This is a genomic window from Streptomyces sp. NPDC002276, from assembly GCF_053891435.1.
Map to the genome: position 1 here is coordinate 123,366 of NZ_JBSFCQ010000013.1, position 18,914 is coordinate 142,279.

The following is an 18,914-nucleotide window of genomic DNA, read 5'->3' on the forward strand; positions in this document are numbered from 1 at the left end:
CCAGTAGAATCCGTACACGTGACTTCCGCTGCCGCCAAGCCCCGCATCCCGAACGTCCTCGCCGGACGTTACGCCTCCACCGAGCTCGCCACGCTCTGGTCACCCGAGCAGAAGGTGAAGCTGGAGCGGCAGCTCTGGCTCGCCGTGCTGCGGGCCCAGAAGGACCTCGGGATCGAGGTGCCGGACGCGGCGATCGCGGACTACGAGCGCGTCCTCGACCAGGTCGACCTGGCCTCGATCGCCGAGCGCGAGAAGGTCACGCGGCACGATGTGAAGGCGCGCATCGAGGAGTTCAACGACCTCGCCGGGCACGAGCAGGTGCATAAGGGCATGACCTCCCGGGATCTCACGGAGAACGTCGAGCAGTTGCAGATCCGGCTCTCCCTGGAGCTGATGCGCGACCGTACGGTGGCCGTTCTGGCGCGTCTGGGCAAGCTGGCCGGTGAGTACGGCGAGCTGGTCATGGCCGGCCGCTCGCACAACGTGGCCGCGCAGGCCACCACCCTGGGCAAGCGTTTCGCGACCGCGGCCGACGAGCTGCTCGTGGCGTACGGCCGGGTCGAGGAGCTGCTCGGCCGTTACCCGCTGCGCGGCATCAAGGGCCCGGTGGGCACGGCGCAGGACATGCTCGACCTGCTCGGCGGTGACGCGGCGAAGCTCGCGGAGCTGGAGCAGCGGATCGCCTCCCACCTCGGTTTCTCGCAGGCGTTCACCTCGGTCGGCCAGGTGTACCCGCGGTCGCTGGACTACGAGGTCGTGACCGCGCTGGTGCAGGTCGCGGCGGCGCCTTCGTCGCTCGCGAAGACGATCCGGCTGATGGCCGGGCACGAGCTGGTCACCGAGGGCTTCAAGCCGGGCCAGGTCGGTTCCTCCGCGATGCCGCACAAGATGAACACCCGCTCCTGCGAGCGCGTCAACGGCCTGATGGTCATCCTGCGCGGCTACGCGTCGATGACCGGCGAGCTGGCGGGCGACCAGTGGAACGAGGGCGACGTCTCCTGCTCGGTGGTGCGCCGGGTGGCCCTCCCCGACGCGTTCTTCGCGCTCGACGGGCTGCTGGAGACGTTCCTGACCGTACTCGACGAGTTCGGCGCGTTCCCGGCGGTCGTGGCGCGTGAGCTGGACCGCTATCTGCCGTTCCTCGCGACGACCAAGGTGCTGATGGCCGCCGTCCGCGCGGGTGTCGGCCGTGAGGTCGCACACGAGGCCATCAAGGAGAACGCGGTCGCCTCCGCGCTGGCCATGCGTGAGCAGGGCGCCGAGCGCAACGAACTGCTCGACAAGCTCGCCGCCGACGAGCGCATCCCGCTGGATCGCGCCCAGTTGGACGCCCTGATGGCCGACAAGCTGTCCTTCACCGGCGCCGCCGCCGACCAGGTCGCCGCCGTGGTCGCCCGCGTCGAGGAGATCGCCAAGCAGCACCCGGAGGCCGCGGGCTACACCCCGGGGGCGATCCTCTGACGCCTCCCAAGCCTCCGACGCCTCCGACGCCTCCGAAGCGCTTCACCCAGGCCGAGCTGGAGGCCGCCCGCGACCGTCTCGTACCGGACGTCGTCGCGGACGGCCTCGGTGTCCTGTTCTGCGGGATCAACCCCGGTCTCATGACGGCGGCCACGGGCCATCACTTCGCCCGCCCCGGCAACCGCTTCTGGCCGGTGCTGCATCTGTCCGGCTTCACACCGAGGCTCATGAAGCCCTCGGAGCAGGGCGAGTTGCTGTCGTTCGGGCTCGGCATCACGAACGTGGTGGCACGGGCGACGGCACGGGCCGACGAGCTGAGCGCGGAGGAGTACCGGCAGGGCGGACAGTCGCTCGCGTCGAAGCTGGCGGGGTGGCAGCCGCGGTGGCTGGCGGTGCTGGGCGTCACGGCCTACCGGGCCGCGTTCGACGACCGTCGGGCTCAAGTGGGGCCGCAGGAGCGGGTGTTCGGGGGCACGCGGGTGTGGGTGCTGCCCAATCCGAGCGGGCTGAACGCGCATTGGACGGCGGCGACGATGGCCGAGGAGTTCGCGCGGTTGCGGGAGGCCGCGCGGGGCTAGGTCGTGTCCGGCGGGTCACGGTGGGGCTGAGCCGATCCAAGGTGACCGGATGCCGGTCACCGTTTTCCTGGCCGATGACGAACCCCTCGTACGCGCGGGCCCGCGGGCCGTTCTGGAGGCGCGGGCGGTGATCGCGGCGTCCGAGTCGGGGTTCGTGGCGCCCGGGTGATCCGGTGGGGCTCGTAAGTCCGTGGCGCCCGGCACTCGCCCGGGTCCGCCGCGCCGAGTACGATCCGCCCAACACGCGCACGAGCTGGGAGGACAGACCTTGGCGGGGCTGACCGGCGGGGACCCCTCGCTGCTGCGGAGGATCAACTCCGCGGTGGTGCTTCACGCGTTGCGTGCCACGGACTGCGCCACGCTGACGGAGATCACCCGGGTGACCGGTCTGTCCCGGCCGACCGTGGAGGGCGTCGTCGAGGGACTGATCGAGGCCGGGCTCGTCGTCGAGAAAGCGGCCGACGAGAGCGTTGTACGGCGCCAGGGGCGGCCCGCGCGACGGTTCAGGTTCCGGGCTGAGGCCGGGCACTTGCTGGGCCTGGAGATCGGCGCACATCGCGTCGCCGTGCTCCTCGCCGACCTGGACGGCCGGGTGCTCGGCGCGATCGCCAAGGACGTCGACGAGACGGCTTCGGCGGACGAGCGGCTGGAGCGACTGCGCACCGCGGTCGCCGAGCTGCTGCGCCGGGCGGGGGTCGCGCGCGGCTCACTGCGGGCGGTGGGGGTCGCCACACCGGGCATCGTCGAGGCGGACGGCACGGTACGGCTGGGCACCGCGCTGCCCCAGTGGACGGGACTGCACCTGGGCGAGCGGCTGAGTCGCTCCTTCAAGTGCCCCGTCCTGGTCGAGAACGACGCGAACGCGGCGGCGGTCGCCGAGCACTGGAAGGGCGCCGCGACCGAGTCCGACGACATGGTGATGGTGCTGGCGGGGCTGAGCCCGGGCGCCGGTTCGCTGATCGGGGGGCGGCTGCACCGGGGGTATCGCGGGGCGGCCGGTGAGATCGGCGCGCTGCATCTGCTGGGCCGGGACGTGACTCCGGAGACGCTGCTGTCCACGACCGACGAGCCGCTGCACCCCTTGGACGAACAGGCGGTCGCGCAGGTCTTCGCGCTGGCCCGCGACGGCGACCTGCGGGCCCGCGCGGCCGTCGATCGCTTCATACAGCGCCTTGTGCACGATGTCGCCGCGCTCGTCCTCGCCCTCGATCCGGAACTGGTCGTCGTGGGTGGTTGGGCGGCCGGTCTGGACGGCGTACTGGAGCCGCTGCGGCGGGAGTTGGCGCGGTATTGCCTGCGTCCGCCGAAGGTGGCCCTGTCGTTGCTCGGCGAGGCGGCCGCGGCCACGGGGGCGCTGCGGCTCGCTCTCGACCATGTCGAGGAGCAACTGTTCGCGGTCGAGGGCACGGTGACGCGGCGCTAGCTTGGCGATGGGGTTGAGTTTCGGGTGCGGCGCCGTCGTGGCTGGGCACGCCCACGCGGCGGAGCCGCGAATCGACACAGCCCCGCGCCCCTGAAGGGGCGCTGCCATCCCCGGCGTTGAGAGGAAAACGCCCAGCGCCCCGGTGGAGTTCCGGGGCGCTACGGCTGAGCTGTGACTGCCGTCAGGAAGCCTGGCGTTCCGGGCCGTGGTGGATTTCCACGCCTCCGGAGTCGGCGAAGGTCAGGCGGCAGGTGTCCGCGCGGTAGGTCGCTACGGAGACCGCGGCGGTGCGGCCCTCGGCGAAGAAGCGGGTCGTGACGACGAGGACCGGTGCCCCGGGAAGGCGGTCCAGCTCCTTGGCGTCGTCCGCGCGGGCCGAGCCGAGTTCGACGGCGCGGTCCTGGCCCTCCAGGTCGAGGCGCTGCAACTCGCGCAGCACCGCACGCGCGCGTGCCGTCGCGGACGGAGTGTCTATCGCGGAGAGGTCGGGCACCGACGACTCCGGGATGTAGAGCAGTTCGGCGGCGACCGGCTGGCCGTGGCTCACCCGGGAGCGCCGTACCGTGTGCACCAGTTCCTCGGAAGCGGTCTCCAGGACCGCGGCGACGGCCGCCGGCGGAGCCGCCAGCACGCAGTCGACGGACTGCCAGGCGTCCTCCGCGGCACCCGGCCAGGCGTGCTGTTCGGTGCCGACGGCGACACCCACGCGCGGCGGCGCGACGGTCGTACCGACACCGCGCCGGCGCTGGAGCCGGCCTTCGAGTTCGAGTTGTTCCAGAGCCTGCCGGAGTGTGGCCCGGGCGACGCCGAAGCGGGCTGCCAGGTCTCGCTCGTTGGGCAGGATCTCGCCCACGGAGAACTCGGAGTCCAGTGCCTCACTCAGCACTGTCTTGAGATGCCAGTACTTCGGCTCCGGCACCGATTCCAACTGCGTGGTCCCCACCCTGTCCTCCGCAATCGCCGTGGTCCGGCCGCGTTTTAGCGCCCTTGTTTATTAAAGGTTGTTTCACTTATCAGTGACCATAGGACGGCCCACACCCTTGGTCAAGACCAATCCTCGATCCCACAGGCAACACAGAGAGCGGTTGCCATGGAGCGTTCACAGGGCGTTCGTAAAGGGCGCGTTTCGTGACACGACGGCAAAGCCCCCGTCGCGAGACGGGGGCCCTGTCGGTGGCTCGGCTAAACGGAAGCCAGCGACCGGAGCTTGTCGGGGTTGCGGACGATATACACGGATCGGATGCGTCCGGCGGATACGTCCACCTGGAAGACACTGTCGGGCTTGTCACCCGAAAGGATCAGCACCGCCGGGCCGCCGTTCAGCTCAAGGAAGCGGAACGAGAGTTCCGGGATGCCCTTGCCCGCGACGGCGATCAGGAAGCGGCCCACATTGTCCGCAGTCTCCAGGATCCGCAGCGGCGCCTTGGTCTTGCCGCCGCTGTCGCCCACGAGTCGGACGTCCGGTGCGAGCAGTTCCATCAGGCCCGCGAGGTCGCCCTCCGCCGCCGCGGCGAGGAACCGCTCGGTCAGATCGCGGCGTTGGGCCGGGTCGACGTCGTAGCGCGGGCGCCCTTCGTCGACGTGCTTGCGGGCCCGTCCGGCGAGTTGGCGCACAGCAGGCTCACCGCGGTCCAGCATGGCCGCGATCTCGGCGTACGGATAGCCGAACGCCTCCCTGAGGACGAACACCGCGCGCTCCAGCGGCGACAGCGACTCCAGGACGACGAGTACGGCGAGGGACACGGAGTCGGCGAGGACGGCCCGTTCGGCGGAGTCCGGGACGGTGTCCCCGAAGTCGGTGACGTACGGCTCGGGCAGCCAGGGGCCGACATAGGTCTCGCCGCGCGCCTTGATCTGGCGCAGTCGGTCGATGGCGAGGCGGGTGGTGACGCGCACCAGGTAGGCGCGTGGTTCGCGGACCGCGCGGTGATCGGCTCCGGACCAGCGCAGCCAGGCCTCCTGGACCACGTCCTCGGCGTCGGCCACCCGCCCGAGCATGCGGTAGGCGACTCCCATGAGGACGGGGCGGTGGTCTTCGAAGACGTCGGTCGGCATGTCGGTGGTCACGGTCCTATCCCATGCGACGCGTGCGGCCCTGTCCAGGAGAAAACCGTGTGTCCCGGAGCAGAATTGGCCACGGGCCGGCGGCGTCCGGCGGCCCCTTCCGGAGGTGGCGATGCGGTACGCGGTGCTGGGTACGGGCGAGGTCGGCCAGGCCCTGGGCGGCAAGTTGGTCGAGTTGGGGCACCAGGTGACCCTGGGGTCGCGCACGAAGGACAATCCGGCCGCCCTGAAGTGGGCCGAGAGCGTGGGGGCCGGAGCGAGTGCCGGTACGTTCGCGGAGGCCGCCGCAGCGGCCGAGGTGATCGTGAACGCGGTGGGCGGCCGGGTGGCGCTCGCCGCGTTGGAGGCGGCCGGGGCGGAGCATCTCGACGGCAAGGTCGTCCTCGATGTCTCCAATCCCCTGGCGTTCGAGGACGGGCGGCTGAGGCTGTCGCCGGTGGAGTCGGACAGCGTGGGCGAGCAGATCCAGCGTGCCTTCCCGCACGCGCGCGTGGTGAAGTCCCTCAACACCGTGAACTGCCAGGTGATGGTGGACCCTTCGCTGGTGCCGGGCGAGCACCAGGTGTTCGTGTGCGGTGAGGACGCGGAGGCCAAGGCGCGGGTGACGGCCCTGCTCGGGGAGTTCGGCTGGCCCGCGCACCGGGTGCTGGATCTGGGCGGCATCGAGTCGGCGCGCGCGGTGGAGATGATGCTGCCGCTGTGGGTGAATCTGTTCCGGACCCTCGGGCACGGCGAGTTCAACCTTGAGGTGCGCAGCGCGCGTTGAGGTCCACGAGGTCCACGGCAATGGGGGCTACCAGTCGGTAGCTTTTGCTGACAAGCTGTCTACACGGCCTGTACGGCGTCTGTCAGCAAGTCCAGACGAGGAGCAACCCCCATGTCCGCCACCGTCTCCTTCCCGGTCCCCTCTCCGCACGGCCCGCGGACCGTGACGCTGTCCTACGCGCGCGTGGGCAGCGGTGAACCGCTGCTCCTGTTGCACGGCATCGGCCATCACCGGCAGGCCTGGGACCCGGTGGTGGACATCCTCGCGACCGAGCGGGACGTGATCGCCGTGGACCTCCCCGGGTTCGGTGCCTCGCCCGCGCTGCCGGAGGGGCTGGCGTACGACCTGTCCACGACGGCCGCCGTCTTCAGCGCGTTCTGCGAGGCGCTGGGGCTCGACCGTCCGCACATCGCGGGCAACTCGCTCGGCGGTCTGCTGGCCCTGGAGTTGGGCCGCGAGAAGGTCGTGCGGTCCGTCACCGCCCTCTCGCCGGCCGGGTTCTGGTCCGAGGCCGAGCGCCGCTACGCCTTCGGGGTGCTGCTCACCATGCGGCGGATCGCCCGGCGGATGCCGCTCCCGATGGTCGAGCGGCTGTCGCGCACGGTGGCCGGCCGCACCGCCCTGACGAGCACCATCTACGCCCGCCCCGGCCGCCGTTCACCCGAGGCCGTGGTCGCCGAGACGCTCGCGCTGATCAACGCCCCCGGGTTCGACGACACGCTCCGGGCCGGTACGACCGTCCGGTTCACCGACGACCTCCCCGGCCTGCCGGTCACCGTGGCCTGGGGCACCCAGGACCGGCTGCTGCTGCGTCGCCAGGGCGTCCGGGCCAAGCACCTGATCCCGCGGGCGCGGCTCGTGCGGCTGCCCGGCTGCGGGCACTGCCCGATGAGCGACGACCCGGCGCTGGTCGCGCGTGTCATCCTCGACGGAAGCCGCTGACCGGCGCGGGAACCGCGTCGACGCACCCGATCCCAGGGCCACTCCGACGCCGACGAGGGCGCTGCCGACGGCCTGGGCGGCCCCGTAGGAGCCCGTTCCGACGAGCGGTGCGGTTCCGGCCGCCGCGACCGGGATGAGGCCGGAGAAGAGCGTGGCGCGCTCCGCGCCGATCCGTTGCAGGCCCATGTACCAGCACACGAAGCCGACGACCGTGACGACCGCCGCCTGCCACAGCAGCGCGGCGGCCTCGGTGGCGTCGGGGCGCCGCAGCCAGGCGCTCCCGTCGAGGAGCAGCCCGGCCGTCGCCGCCTCGATCGCGGCCACACCGCACACGGTGGCCGACAACAACCGCGGCCCCAGGGGTCGCAGCACGGGTACCGCGAGCACCGCGAAGCCCACCTCTCCCGCGAGTGCGCACCCGGAGAAGGCGATTCCGGCGGCGTCCGTACGGCCCCACCCCTGGACGGTGAACGCGCCGACGGCGACGAGCGACGCCCCGTAGAGCACGATCCTGCGCGGACGGCGTCCCTCCAGGAGCGGGACGAGGGTCGCGACGACCACGGGTGCGCAGCCCACGAAGACTCCCGGGACGGCCGGTTCGGCGCTGTGTTCGGCGGCGATGACAGCCAGGTTGAAGCCGGCCATGCCGATGGCCGCGAGGAGTGCGAGTCGGGCCCACTGACGGGGCGTGAGCGCGCGCAGCCGGGTTGTCGCGTCCTTGCCGGTGAAGGGGAGCAGCAGCAGGCAGGCGAGGCCGTAGCGCAGGAACTGGCCGCCCGCGTACGGGTAGTGGCCGAGGACGCTGTTGGCGGTGAAGGAGGCGCCGACGAGGACGCAGGCGAAGGCGGCGAGCGGGGCGCCGCGGGCGGCGGTTGCGGTCATGGCGGCGACGCTAGGCCGCGCGGTGGCCCGGTTTAAGGTCCACTTCCATGACGTCATCGCGAACCAATCCGGAGGGACCGACCGATCCGGAGGGCCTGACGGGTTCAGCCGCGTGGGAGTTGCTGCTGCCCGCCGTCTCGGCACCGGCACGCACGCGTGGCCGTTCGCTCCAGGCCGCGTTGCGCGAGGCGGTGCGCTCGGGGCGGCTGGCGCCGGGCACGCGGTTGCCGTCGAGCCGGGACCTGGCGGCCGACCTCGGGGTGTCGCGGGGCCTGGTCACGGAGGCGTACGAGCAGTTGACGGCGGAGGGATATCTGCGCAGTGGCCGGGGTGCGGGCACCTGGGTGGGTGGCGCCGTGCGGGCGGCACGGCCACGCGCGCGTGACTTCGCACCGCGCTCCCCCGGCGCCCGGGTCGACTTCGTGCCCGGCACTCCCGACCTGTCGCTGTTCCCGCGTTCCGCGTGGGCCGCCGCGCAGCGCGGTGTGCTGGCGGAGTCCCCGCACGAGCTGCTCGGTTATCCCGATCCTCGCGGGCTGCCCCGGTTGCGTACCGCGCTCGCGGAACTGCTGGCGCGCCGCCGGGGTGTGGTCGCCGATCCGGAGCGGCTGATCGTGGTCTCCGGAGTGGCACAGGCGACGGCGCTGCTCGGATCCGTGCTCCACGCGCGCGGGATACGCACCGTCGGCGTCGAGGACCCCGGCAGCCCCCAGCACGACGCCCTGTACGCGGCGGCGGGCGTCGGCACCGTACCGCTGCCCCTGGACCACGAGGGCCTGGCGGTCGACCCCCTGCGGGCGTCCGGCGTGCGGGCCGTGGTGACGACGCCCGCCCATCAGTTCCCCACGGGCATCGCCTACTCCGCGCGGCGGCGGCCCCAACTCCTCGACTGGGCGCGGTCGGTGGACGGCCTGGTCTTCGAGGACGACTACGACGGCGACTTCCGCTACGACCGCGCCCCCGTGGGCGCTCTCCAGGGTCTCGACCCGGAGCATGTCGCCTACGCGGGCTCGGCGAGCAAATCACTCGCCCCTGGGCTGCGGCTCGGCTGGCTGCTGGTGCCCGAGTCCCTGGCCGACGAGGTCGTCGAGCGGAAGCGGACCATGGATCTCGGCCACCCGACCCTCGACCAGGCGCTGTTCGCCCGCTTCCTGGAACGCGGCGACTACGACCGCCAGTTGCGCCGCTGCCAGCGCGCCTACCGGCAGCGGCGTGACACCCTGGTCGCCGCCCTGGCGGAGCACTTCCCCGGAGCGGGGGTCACCGGGATCGCCGCGGGACTGCACGTCATCGCCGAACTCCCGGAGAAGTACGGCCCCCAGGACGACTTCCTGGCACGGGCGGCCGCCGCCGGTGTCGCCGTGCGCCCGCTCACCGCCTACGCACACGCGCGTGCCGACGACGCGGTCGTACGGCTGGTCCTCGGGTACGCGCATCTGTCTCCGGGGCGGATCCGCGCGGGTGTACGTCTGATGGCCGGCGCCCTGCATCCGGACGGCCTCTGATGTCAGGCGTTCCGTTGTTCACCCGTGGTTTCCGTGCGCGCTGTGGCGCACCAGTAGTTGTGGCGGTGCACCCTGACCGCATCCCGTCCGTGGAGGCGCAACCCCATGTCGCAACGTCCGTTCCCCGCCCGCCGCAGCGTCCTGCGCGGCACCCTGGCCGCGTCGGCGGCCCTGACCGTGCCCGCCACCCTCGGTGCCGCGCCGGCCTTCGCCCTGTCCGGACGTCCGAAGGCGGGCTGGGGTGTGCAGGCGGGGGACGTGACCTCCGACTCCGGTCTGGTGTGGGTGCGTTCGGACCGCCCGGCCCGGATGATCGTGGAGACCTCGGCCTCGGAGTCGTTCCGCAACCCGCACCGGTGGCACGGCCCGCTGCTCGGCCCGGGCACCGACTTCACCGGCACCACCCGGCTGCGCGGGCTGCCCTCGGGGCAGCAGATCCACTACCGGGTCCTGCTCGCCGACCCCGACGACCCGCGCCGTACCGGAGAGCCGGTCACCGGCACGTTCCGTACGGTGCCGACCGGGCGGCGCGGTGTGCGCTTCCTGTGGTCCGGTGACCTGGCGGGCCAGGGCTGGGGCATCAACCCGGACCTCGGCGGCTACCGCATCTACGACGCGATGGCCAAGCTGGATCCGGACTTCTTCGTGTGCAGCGGCGACAACATCTACGCCGACGGTCCGATCACGGCGACGCAGGCCCTGCCCGACGGCAGCCTGTACCGGAACGTCACCACGGAGGAGAAGTCGAAGGTCGCCGAGACCCTGGCCGAGTTCCGCGGCAACTTCCGCTACAACCTGCTCGACGAGAACCTGAAGCGGTTCAACGCCCAGGTGCCCTCGATCATCCAGTGGGACGACCACGAGGTGCGCAACAACTGGTACCCGGGCGAGGTGATCGCCGCCACCGACACCCGCTACACGGAGAAGAGCGTCGACGCCCTGGCGGTGCGCGCCAGGCGGGCGTTCAGCGAGTACTTCCCGATCTCGACGCTGCGGCCGGGCGCGAAGGAGGGCCGGGTCCAGCGTGTGATGCGGCACGGTCCGCTGCTCGACGTGTTCGTCCTGGACATGCGGACCTACCGCAACGCCAACTCGCCCGACAACCAGACCGTGGACCCGCAGGGCATCCTCGGCCGTGAGCAACTGGAGTGGCTCAAGCGGGAGTTGTCGCAGTCGCGGGCGGTGTGGAAGGTGATCGCCGCCGACATGCCGATCGGCCTGGTCGTGCCCGACGCCACCGAGGGCAAGGCGAACATCGAGGCGGTCGCGCAGGGCGACCCGGGCGCGCCGCTGGGGCGTGAGCTTCAGATCGCCGAGCTGCTGCGGTACATCAAGCACCGGCGGATCACCGGCACCGTGTGGCTGACGGCGGACGTGCACCACACCTCCGCCCAGCACTACCAGCCCTCGCGGGCCGCGTTCACCGACTTCGAGCCGTTCTGGGAGTTCGTCTCCGGTCCGCTGAACGCGGGCGCCTTCCCGGCCAGCGCGCTCGACAACACCTTCGGTCCCGAGCGGGTGTTCGTGAAGGCGCCGACCGCGCAGAACGTGTCGCCGGCCGAGGGTTACCAGTTCTTCGGCGAGGTCGACATCGACGGCCACAGCGGGGAACTGACGGTGCGTCTGCGGGAGTCGGACGGCACCGTGCTGTTCGCGCGGACCCTTCAGCCGGGACGCGTCGGCCAGTAACTCCACTACCCTCGGACCTGTACCGCGCACCGGCGTCATCCCCCGGTGCGCGGTGCCTTCCGCAGCACGCCGACATCCGCGCCCAGAGCCGCGTTTTCGCAGGTCAGGCCGGTTGTCAGTGGCGGCCTCTACGGTTTTTCCATGACGCGATCTTTGCAGGCCGTGACCTATCGCCGACCCTCCGCGCTGGAGTCGTCGGAGGGTGGACGGCGCCTCGGGCTGGAGACCTCACAAGGCGCGACTCCTTCGGGTGTCACCGACCATCCGCGCTTCTTCGCGGGCTTCCTGACCTCGCCTCAGGTCGCCTCGTCGGCGCTGCTGGCGGTGGCGGACGTGGCGGGCGCCCGGTACTACCAGCGCCAACTGGCCGCCTCGCTCGACCCGGTGGTGACGGCGGGCGGTGACCGGCTGCGCTTCGAGTCCTTCTCCGGGTGCGGCGGGGTGTACGCGCGACTGGACATCCTCGGCCCCGGTCTCGACGGCGGCGAGGTGGGACACGGCACGACGAACGTCGACGTCAACAATCCCCTCCGCGAGGCCCTGTCCCGGATCGGCTCGGACGATCCGCTCCATCTGCGGGTCGGCCCCGAGGAGTTGGCCGTGACCACGCTGGGCGGTCCGGTGCTGGAGAAGAAGGTGCCGCTCCCGGACCGGTGGCTGCGCGGCTTCGCGGAGGCCCAGGTCATAGCGGCAGGCTTCGACCTGCGGGCCGAGCTGCCCGCGGCGGAGGCGGTCCGCTTCCTGCGCTCGCTCCCGAAGGCCGGCGCGCGCGGCACCACGAGCGGCCCCCGCTGGGTCGTACCGGCGGGCCGCGGTCTGCGCCCCACCACCCGCCCCGTCCCGTCCCGGGTGCGGTGTGCCTGCCGGGCCCGGAGCGGCTGATCGCCCTCCAAAGGGTCCTGCGCCACGCGACGGCCCTGCGGATCTACGGCCCCTCCGTCATCGGCGGCGCCGCCACCGCCGGTGCTTGGGAGGCCGTCCTGCCGGGGATGCGGCTTACCCTCACGCTGTCGCCGGACGCGTCGCGCGGCTTCTCCGGCGAGGGCGGGGTCCTGGACGCACTCGCGGCCGACGAGGCCGGAGAGGACGCCGAGTTGATCGCCGTGCTGCTGGCCTGGGAGCCCCGCATCGACGTCGCCGACCTGGCCGCCTCCTCGGGACTCACCCCCGAGCGGGTCCGCGCCGCGCTGATCCGCCTGGGCACCTCCGGGCGGGTCGGCTACGACACGGCGGAGGCGGCCTACTTCCACCGTGAACTCCCGTACGACGCGCGGCGCGTGGAGCGGCACAACCCGCGGCTGAGCTCGGCTCTCGCGCTGGTGGCCGCGGGCGCGGTGCGGCTGGAGGGCGCGATCGGCACGGTGACCGCCGAGGACGGTCATGTGCACCGGGTGCGGGACGAGGTGGGGGTGCTGAGTTGCAGCTGTGTGTGGTGGGCGAGGTACCGGGGCGGGCGCGGGCCGTGCAAGCACGCGCTGGCGGTACGGATGGTGCGGCGGGGTGCCGCGGTGGAGCGGGACACGGTGCGGGTCGACGGGGGTGTGCGATGAGTGCGCTGATGGAAGCGGTGCGGGCGGGGCGGACCGCCGAGGTGGTGGGATTGCTCGACGGGCTGACGGATCCCGAACGCCGGGCGTTCCTGCCGGAGTTGAAGGATCTCCGCAAGGAGCTGCGCGCGGCACCGTGGGGACATGCGTCCCGCCATGCCTATCCCACGCTGCACGCGGCCGGCGCCGCCTGTGAGACGGGGGCGGCCGCTGCGGTGAGCTGGATCGCCGGCAGTGACATGCGCTGGTCGCAGTCGTCGGCGGCGCTGCTGGTCCATGTCCTGGGCGACCGCGATTCGTCCTGGCTGGCCGATGTGACGCACCGCCTCGCCGGGCGTCCGGCCTCCGCCGGTGTGTCGTACGAGCTGATGGCCGGTCTGGTCCGGCTCTCCGGTTGTCCGGTGCCGACGACGGAGACCTATGTGCAGGCCTGGGTGGCGCACACCGGTCAGCTGTGGCAGCGCGGGGACACCCTGTTCGACCGGCTGCGCAGGGATCCTCACCTCGCGGAGCTGATGGCCGCGCTCTTCGAGACGAACGATGTCGCCGGTCCCATGGAGTGGTCCTCGGCGGAGGACATGGACGGCTGGGTCGACGCGATCGCCCGGCTCACCGTCGAAGGCGCCCTGGACCGGAAGCGGACGGTGGACGCCTGTGTGGCCCGGCTGCTGCGGGGCGGTTCGACGCTCGACCACCGGGCGTTCCTGCGCGTGTTGAAGGGACTCGCCCTCACCCGTGAGGAGGAGCGGGAGCACATCGCCGACTGGCTGGCCCTGGCCTCGGACGCGGTGCCCACCGTGGCCTCGCACGCCCAGACGGTGCTCGGATCCCTGGCGCTGGACGGGGAGCTGACGCCGCGTCGGCTGGCCGAGATGTCCGACGCGGTGCTGTTCAGGTCCGAGAAGAAGCTCGTCCGAGCACAACTCGTGCTGCTGGGAAAGGTGCTGGCACGGGACGCGTCGGCCGCCACCGAGGTACTGCCCGCCCTCTCCGTCGCCCTCGGGCACCAGGACACGGACGTGCAGGAACGGGCGCTGAAACTGGTCGAGCGGCACCTCAAGAAGGTCGACTCCCCCGAGATCCGGGCCGAACTCGCGGCGGCTGCCGACCAGTTGGTCCCGGCGCTGCGTGCGCGTGCGGTCGCGTCGCTGGGGGCAGCGCCGGTCGCGGCGGCGGCTGTCCACGAGGAAGTGCTTCCGCCGCCTCCGACGCCGGTCCGCCTGGCGCCGGCTCCCGAGTCGGCGGTCGAACTCGCCGAGGAAGTAGGGGCGTTGCTGGCGTCCAACGGCGATGTGACAGCTTTCGAGCGCGCGTTGGACGGACTCGTCCGCCACGCCTACCAGGACCGGGACGCGCTGCTGGAGGCATTGGGGCCGGTGTGCGCGCGCCTCTGGTGGGGCGGCTCCGATCCGGACGACGTCCGTGTGGACAACCGCTTCAGCAGGAATCACCACGGATTCAACAGCGTGGCGGAGAGCCTCGACCTCCTGCTGGCCACCCTCCGGGGCAAGGTGCACACCGCCACACTCCACGACGCCGTCCAGCACGGCGGCTCCCGGTCCCGGGTGTGCGGACACAGCCCGCTGTCCAGTGCCTTCGAGGCACGCGTCTGGGAGGTGGCGTACCGCATCCGCGCGGAGCCGCTGCCGTTCCTGCTGTCGACCCCCAGCTGGAGTACCGGCCTGCTGGAGCCGGACGAACTGGTGGCCAGGCTCGACACCTATCGGCGTCTGGGTGCGCGGGTCTCGGCGGCGGACTTCACGCAGTCGCTGCTGCGGGTGCGCCGTGGAGACCGGGCGGCGGCAGCGGCGGCAGCCGAGCGCGCGGCGGCGCTCGGTACGGCCGAGGGCGTCCGGCTCGCGCGATGGCTGTCGTCCGGGGAACCCGTGCTGCCCGCCGGCCGACGACGGTCCACCGGTGCCCGCGTCCAGCTCGAATTCGGTGAACTCGTGTCGCTACAGGCCGACTTCCCGGCGGGATACCGGGAGCTGGGGCAGCCCACGACGGTCTACGGCGAGCGCTGGCACTGCTACCACTGGAACCGGAACATGCAGCAGCACTGGCTCGCGATACTCCCCGAACTGCGCGAGCTGGTGGCGGTGCGGATCGTGCGGGAGATGTCCACCGCGGCCGTGGACGACGCCCGGGGCGCGGCCGGCGTACTCCCGGCGCTGGCCGAGTCCGGCGGCACGGCCGGTGAGGCGACGCACCTGTGTCTGGCGTACGGACTGGGTGCCCGGCACCCCGAGGACCGGCTCGCCGCGGTGGACGCGTTGCTGGTGCTCGCGGCACGGGGACAGCTGGACGGGGACCGGCTGGGCACGGATCTCGGGCAGTTGGTGCGCAGCGGGGCGGTGAAGCCCTCGCGGCTCGCCGAGTCGATGCGGACGGGGGCCGCCACCGGGGCGAACACGAGCATATGGGGGATCCTCCGCCACACCCTGGCCGCGCTGCTCGCCGGTCTCGACGGCGACATCAAGCCCGCGCTGGCGCGGGGGCTCGGGGACCTGCTCGCCGTGGCCGCCGAGTGCGCGGAGCGGTCAGGGGCGCGGGGCGAGCTGCCGCATCTGGCGCAGACGGCGGACCGGACCGGCTCGTCCCGACTGGTCACGCAGGCACGTCGGCTGCGCAGCGCGCTGGTGGTGGGGGTGGCCGCATGACGTAGGGCACCGGGGCTGACCTTCCGGGCAGCAGACTCGTAAAAAGAACTGCAAAAGGTACAGAACCACGCTTTTACCGGTCGGTCACAGAGCGTTCGTGATCACGCAACACCCTTCCTCCACAGTGGTTGCATGAGTCGAGACATGTCTGATGTGACGCGAGCCAGGCACGGGCGTCCGGTGCACCACTGGCGGCGCGACCTGGTGGAGCTGGCGGCGCTGTTCACTGCGGTGGCGGTGGCGGACGTCGTGGCGAATCTGGTGGGGCACGGTCCCGGGGGGCCGGCGCTGCTGGCGATCTCCGCGCTGGCGCTGATCGCCACGGCGGGGTTCCACACATGGTGGTCACGCCGCCACGGTCACGCACCTCCTACGGGCGATACCGGTGCCCGGTCGGCCGCCCAGGTGCGGCAGGCCGGGCCCTCCGAATCGGAGTCCCCGCGCGGGTCCGAGTCGGAGTCCCAGCAGTCGTCCGTGGCGCCCGACGGCGTCACCGAGCCCGCCGCGCTGTGGCGGATGCGGACCACGGTGCGGGACGCGCCCGGATCGCTGGCCGTGTTGTGCACGGCGCTGGCCGGACGGCAGGTCGACATCCTGAGCCTCCAGACGCATCCGCTGGCCGAGGGCACGGTGGACGAGTTCCTGCTGCGGGCGCCGGGTGAGGTCGCGGCGTCCGAGATCACCCGACTGGTGGCGTCGGCCGGCGGTTCGAGTACCTGGATCGAGCGGGCCGACGCCCACGATCTGGTGGACGCGCCGACCCGCGTCCTGGGCCTGGCCACCCGCACGGCCCTCGACGCGGCGGAACTCCCGCTGGCGCTGCGGCAGTTGCTCGGCCGGTGCACCATCCGTTCGCTGCCCGCGACCGCTTCGGGCAAGGGACGCGAGCCGGAGTCTGTGCCGACGGAAGGGGCGTTGGAGGACACGGTCATGCGCCTGCGGGCGCCGGAAGGCGGAGTGATCACCGTGGAGCGGCCGTATCTGCCGTTCACGCCCACCGAGTTCGCCCGGGCGCGGGCGCTGGTGGAGCTGGACGCCCGGCTCGGTCCGCGCATCCCGCGCAGCCAGGACGTACTGACGCTGCCCGAGGGCAACGCGATCACCGTGCGGCGCGCGGACACCGGCGATCTTGAGGCGGCCCGGGAGATGCACGAGCGCTGCTCCGCGCGGACGCTCGGGATGCGGTACCACGGGCCGGTCGGTGACGCCGACCGCTACCTCAACCACCTGCTCTCCCCGCGCTTCGGCCGGACGCTCGCCGTACAGACGGCCTCGGGGCGGATCGTCGGACTCGGGCACCTGTTGTGGGACGGGGACGAGACGGAGGTCGCGCTGCTCGTCGAGGACGACTGGCAACGGCGGGGCATCGGGAGCGAGTTGCTGGGGCGGCTGGTGGGGATGGCTGTCGAGGCCGGTTGCGAGAGCGTGTATGCCGTGACGCAGGCGTCCAACACGGGGATGGTGGCGGCGATGCGGGGGCTTGAGCTGCCGCTCGACTATCAGATCGAGGAGGGGACGTTGGTGGTCACGGCGCGGTTGGAGACAGCGGTGGCTTCCGTGGACGTTACGGAGTTCGGGAGGGCCGAAGCGCCGTAGCAATGGCGGCTGAGTCGGCGGGTGCGGGTGCACTGTGGCTGGTCGCGCCCCGCGGCGGAGCCGCAGATGAATACAGCCCCGCGGCCCCGAGGGACGGCGCTAGCGCGCCGTCCAGATCTGCCCACAGGTCCTCGACATCCTCCAGGCCCACCGACAACCGAAGCAGACGGTCGCTCACCCCGGCGCCCCGCCGGTCCGTCTCGCCCACCACCCGATGGCTGATCGACGCCGGATGTTGGATCAGGCTGTCCACGCTGCCCAGGCTCACCGCCGGGGTGATGAGGCGGACGGCGGCGATGACCTCGTGGGGGTCGCCGTGGGTCTCGAAGGCGATCATCGCGCCGCCGATGCGCGGGTAGTGGACGTGGGTGACGCGCGGGTCGGCGGAGAGGCGGCGGGCGAGTTCGGCGGCGGTGGCGGATGCGGCCCGTACCCGGATCGGGAGGGTCGCGAGGCCGCGCAGCAGCAGGTAGCCGGCCAGGGGATGCAGCACGCCGCCGGTCGCGAAGCGGATCTGGCGCAGTCGCCCGGCGAACTCCTCGTCGCAGGCCACCACGCCCGCCATCACGTCGCCGTGTCCGCCGAGGTACTTGGTGGCGCTGTGCAGGACGAGGCGCGCGCCGTGTTCGGCGGGGCGTTGCAGGACGGGCGTGGCGAAGGTGTTGTCCGCGAGGAGGGGCACCGAGCCGCAGGAGTGGGCGACGGCGCGCAGGTCGAGTTCGGTCAGGGTCGGGTTGGCCGGTGACTCGACGACGACAAGACCGGTGTCGGGGCGCAGCGCGTCGGCGATGCCGGCCGGGTCGGTCCAGGTCACCTCGGAGCCGAGCAGTCCGGCGGTGAGCAGGTGGTCGCTGCATCCGTAGAGGGGTCGTACCGCCACCACATGGCGCAGCCCCATTGAGGCGCGCGTCAGCAGGACGGCGGTCAGGGCCGCCATGCCGCTGGCGAAGGCGACCGCGCTGTCGGTGCCTTCGAGGCGGGCGAGGGCGGTTTCGAAGCGGGCGACGGTCGGGTTGCCGAGGCGGCCGTAGACGGGCGGGCCGTCGGGTTCGGCGCCGGTGGTGGCGAAGGCGTCGATGCGGGCGGCCTCGCCACGGCTGTCGTACGACGGGTAGGTGGTCGACAGGTCGATGGGCGGGGCGTGCAGGCCCCGCCGGGCGAGGTCGTCACGGCCGGCGTGCACGGCTTCGGTGTCCAGTGCTCTCCGGGCCGGGAAGGGGTGCGGGCTCGTTGTGTCCATGAAGGCAAGGGTGAACAACGGACGGGTCCGCGGCGCAAATCTCCGTGTTACGTTCGATGGATGACCGACTCAGTCGTACTCGATCCGGTGGATCTTCATCTGCTGCGGTTGTTGCAGAACGACGCCCGAGCGACGTATCGCGATCTGGCCGCGCAGGTCGGGGTCGCGCCGTCGACGTGTCTGGACCGGGTGGCGCGGTTGCGCCGGGCCGGGGTGATCCTCGGGCATCAACTGCGGCTCGATCCGGCGAAGTTGGGGCGCGGTCTGGAGGCGCTGCTGTCGGTGCAGGTCCGGCCGCACCGACGGGAGTTGGTGGGGCCGTTCGTGGAGCGGGTGCGGGCGTTGCCCGAGTCGCGGACCGTGTTCCATCTGACCGGGCCGGACGACTATCTCGTCCATGTGGCCGTCGCGGACATGGCGGACCTGCAACGGCTGGTCCTGGACGAGTTCACGTCACAGCGGGAAGTGGCGCGCGTGGAGACCCGGTTGATCTTCCAGCAGTGGGACTGCGGGCCCTTGCTGCCCCTTGCCACGCCCGTGGCTGAATCGGGGTGACGGGGG

At 72.1% G+C, this 18,914-nt stretch carries 13 protein-coding genes and 3 pseudogenes; 12 read left to right on the plus strand and 4 right to left on the minus strand.

The genetic code is table 11. The annotated features are described in order from the left end of the window. Positions 1-18: 18 nt before the first annotated feature. From purB to ACWIHT_RS30110, 4 genes and pseudogenes are all read left to right on the plus strand, one after another. A complete protein-coding gene (gene purB / locus ACWIHT_RS30095) occupies positions 19-1,461 on the plus strand; it encodes an adenylosuccinate lyase (RefSeq protein ID WP_019070970.1) in 1,443 nt (480 codons plus the stop codon). A gap of 56 nt (positions 1,462-1,517) precedes the next feature. Beyond that, complete coding sequence (mug, locus tag ACWIHT_RS30100; RefSeq protein WP_456171557.1) at positions 1,518-2,039, plus strand: G/U mismatch-specific DNA glycosylase; 522 nt, start codon at positions 1,518-1,520, stop codon at positions 2,037-2,039. A gap of 49 nt (positions 2,040-2,088) precedes the next feature. Continuing rightward, a pseudogene (locus ACWIHT_RS30105) lies at positions 2,089-2,163 on the plus strand (DNA-binding response regulator); the annotation flags it as partial. A gap of 144 nt (positions 2,164-2,307) precedes the next feature. Then, entirely contained in the window at positions 2,308-3,462 is a 1,155-nt protein-coding gene (locus tag ACWIHT_RS30110) for an ROK family transcriptional regulator (RefSeq protein ID WP_200711069.1), read from the plus strand. 181 nt (positions 3,463-3,643) lie between these two features. On the opposite strand, the gene ACWIHT_RS30115 is transcribed toward ACWIHT_RS30110, so the two are convergent. Together ACWIHT_RS30115 and ACWIHT_RS30120 are read right to left on the minus strand one after the other, a co-directional pair. Further along, on the minus strand, positions 3,644-4,405 hold the full coding sequence (locus tag ACWIHT_RS30115) for a GntR family transcriptional regulator (protein WP_456171426.1): 762 nt from the start codon (positions 4,403-4,405) through the stop codon (positions 3,644-3,646). 239 nt (positions 4,406-4,644) lie between these two features. After that, a complete protein-coding gene (locus ACWIHT_RS30120) occupies positions 4,645-5,529 on the minus strand; it encodes an RNA polymerase sigma-70 factor (RefSeq protein WP_456171427.1) in 885 nt (294 codons plus the stop codon). A gap of 109 nt (positions 5,530-5,638) precedes the next feature. Between ACWIHT_RS30120 and ACWIHT_RS30125 the strand changes: the two genes are divergently transcribed. Both ACWIHT_RS30125 and ACWIHT_RS30130 read left to right on the plus strand, forming a co-directional pair. Next, positions 5,639-6,292 (plus strand): NADPH-dependent F420 reductase, encoded by a 654-nt coding sequence (locus tag ACWIHT_RS30125; RefSeq protein WP_456171428.1) that lies wholly within the window; start codon positions 5,639-5,641, stop codon positions 6,290-6,292. Positions 6,293-6,403: 111 nt separating this feature from the next. Further along, positions 6,404-7,234 carry an alpha/beta fold hydrolase gene (locus ACWIHT_RS30130; protein WP_456171429.1) on the plus strand — a complete coding sequence of 277 codons (831 nt, stop codon included), beginning with the start codon at positions 6,404-6,406 and terminating at the stop codon, positions 7,232-7,234. Between the two features lie 45 nt (positions 7,235-7,279). Here ACWIHT_RS30130 and ACWIHT_RS30135 read toward each other — a convergent pair. Beyond that, positions 7,280-8,173 (minus strand): annotated as a pseudogene (locus tag ACWIHT_RS30135) (DMT family transporter); the annotation flags it as partial. Between ACWIHT_RS30135 and pdxR the strand changes: the two are divergent. From pdxR to ACWIHT_RS30160, 5 genes and pseudogenes are all read left to right on the plus strand, one after another. Beyond that, positions 8,164-9,621 (plus strand): MocR-like pyridoxine biosynthesis transcription factor PdxR, encoded by a 1,458-nt coding sequence (gene pdxR / locus ACWIHT_RS30140; protein ID WP_456171430.1) that lies wholly within the window; start codon positions 8,164-8,166, stop codon positions 9,619-9,621. The pseudogene ACWIHT_RS30135 and the gene pdxR sit on opposite strands and share 10 nt — an antisense overlap. Before the next feature lie 105 nt (positions 9,622-9,726). After that, positions 9,727-11,310 carry an alkaline phosphatase D family protein gene (locus ACWIHT_RS30145; RefSeq protein ID WP_456171431.1) on the plus strand — a complete coding sequence of 528 codons (1,584 nt, stop codon included), beginning with the start codon at positions 9,727-9,729 and terminating at the stop codon, positions 11,308-11,310. A gap of 141 nt (positions 11,311-11,451) precedes the next feature. Then, positions 11,452-12,860: pseudogene (locus tag ACWIHT_RS30150) on the plus strand (SWIM zinc finger family protein). Then, positions 12,857-15,517 (plus strand): DUF7825 domain-containing protein, encoded by a 2,661-nt coding sequence (locus ACWIHT_RS30155; RefSeq protein ID WP_456171432.1) that lies wholly within the window; start codon positions 12,857-12,859, stop codon positions 15,515-15,517. Before ACWIHT_RS30150 ends, ACWIHT_RS30155 begins: the two are co-directional and overlap by 4 nt. A gap of 144 nt (positions 15,518-15,661) precedes the next feature. After that, a complete protein-coding gene (locus ACWIHT_RS30160; protein WP_456171433.1) occupies positions 15,662-17,113 on the plus strand; it encodes a GNAT family N-acetyltransferase in 1,452 nt (483 codons plus the stop codon). On the opposite strand, the gene ACWIHT_RS30165 is transcribed toward ACWIHT_RS30160, so the two are convergent. Next, positions 17,082-18,353 carry a trans-sulfuration enzyme family protein gene (locus ACWIHT_RS30165; RefSeq protein ID WP_456171434.1) on the minus strand — a complete coding sequence of 424 codons (1,272 nt, stop codon included), beginning with the start codon at positions 18,351-18,353 and terminating at the stop codon, positions 17,082-17,084. The two genes, ACWIHT_RS30160 and ACWIHT_RS30165, sit on opposite strands and share 32 nt — an antisense overlap. A gap of 60 nt (positions 18,354-18,413) precedes the next feature. Between ACWIHT_RS30165 and ACWIHT_RS30170 the strand changes: the two genes are divergently transcribed. After that, positions 18,414-18,908, plus strand: a complete 495-nt coding sequence (locus ACWIHT_RS30170) for an Lrp/AsnC family transcriptional regulator (RefSeq protein ID WP_262061824.1) — start codon at positions 18,414-18,416, stop codon at positions 18,906-18,908. Positions 18,909-18,914 lie beyond the last annotated feature (6 nt).

Excerpts from the sequence above, each read along its gene's own strand:
- ACWIHT_RS30160 (WP_456171433.1), top strand. The coding sequence starts at position 15,662 with ATGTCTGATGTGACGCGAGCCAGGCACGGGCGTCCGGTGCACCACTGG.
- pdxR (WP_456171430.1), top strand. The coding sequence starts at position 8,164 with ATGACGTCATCGCGAACCAATCCGGAGGGACCGACCGATCCGGAGGGC.
- ACWIHT_RS30170 (WP_262061824.1), top strand. The coding sequence starts at position 18,414 with ATGACCGACTCAGTCGTACTCGATCCGGTGGATCTTCATCTGCTGCGG.
- ACWIHT_RS30165 (WP_456171434.1), bottom strand. The coding sequence starts at position 18,353 with ATGGACACAACGAGCCCGCACCCCTTCCCGGCCCGGAGAGCACTGGAC.
- ACWIHT_RS30125 (WP_456171428.1), top strand. The coding sequence starts at position 5,639 with ATGCGGTACGCGGTGCTGGGTACGGGCGAGGTCGGCCAGGCCCTGGGC.
- ACWIHT_RS30130 (WP_456171429.1), top strand. The coding sequence starts at position 6,404 with ATGTCCGCCACCGTCTCCTTCCCGGTCCCCTCTCCGCACGGCCCGCGG.
- ACWIHT_RS30145 (WP_456171431.1), top strand. The coding sequence starts at position 9,727 with ATGTCGCAACGTCCGTTCCCCGCCCGCCGCAGCGTCCTGCGCGGCACC.
- ACWIHT_RS30155 (WP_456171432.1), top strand. The coding sequence starts at position 12,857 with ATGAGTGCGCTGATGGAAGCGGTGCGGGCGGGGCGGACCGCCGAGGTG.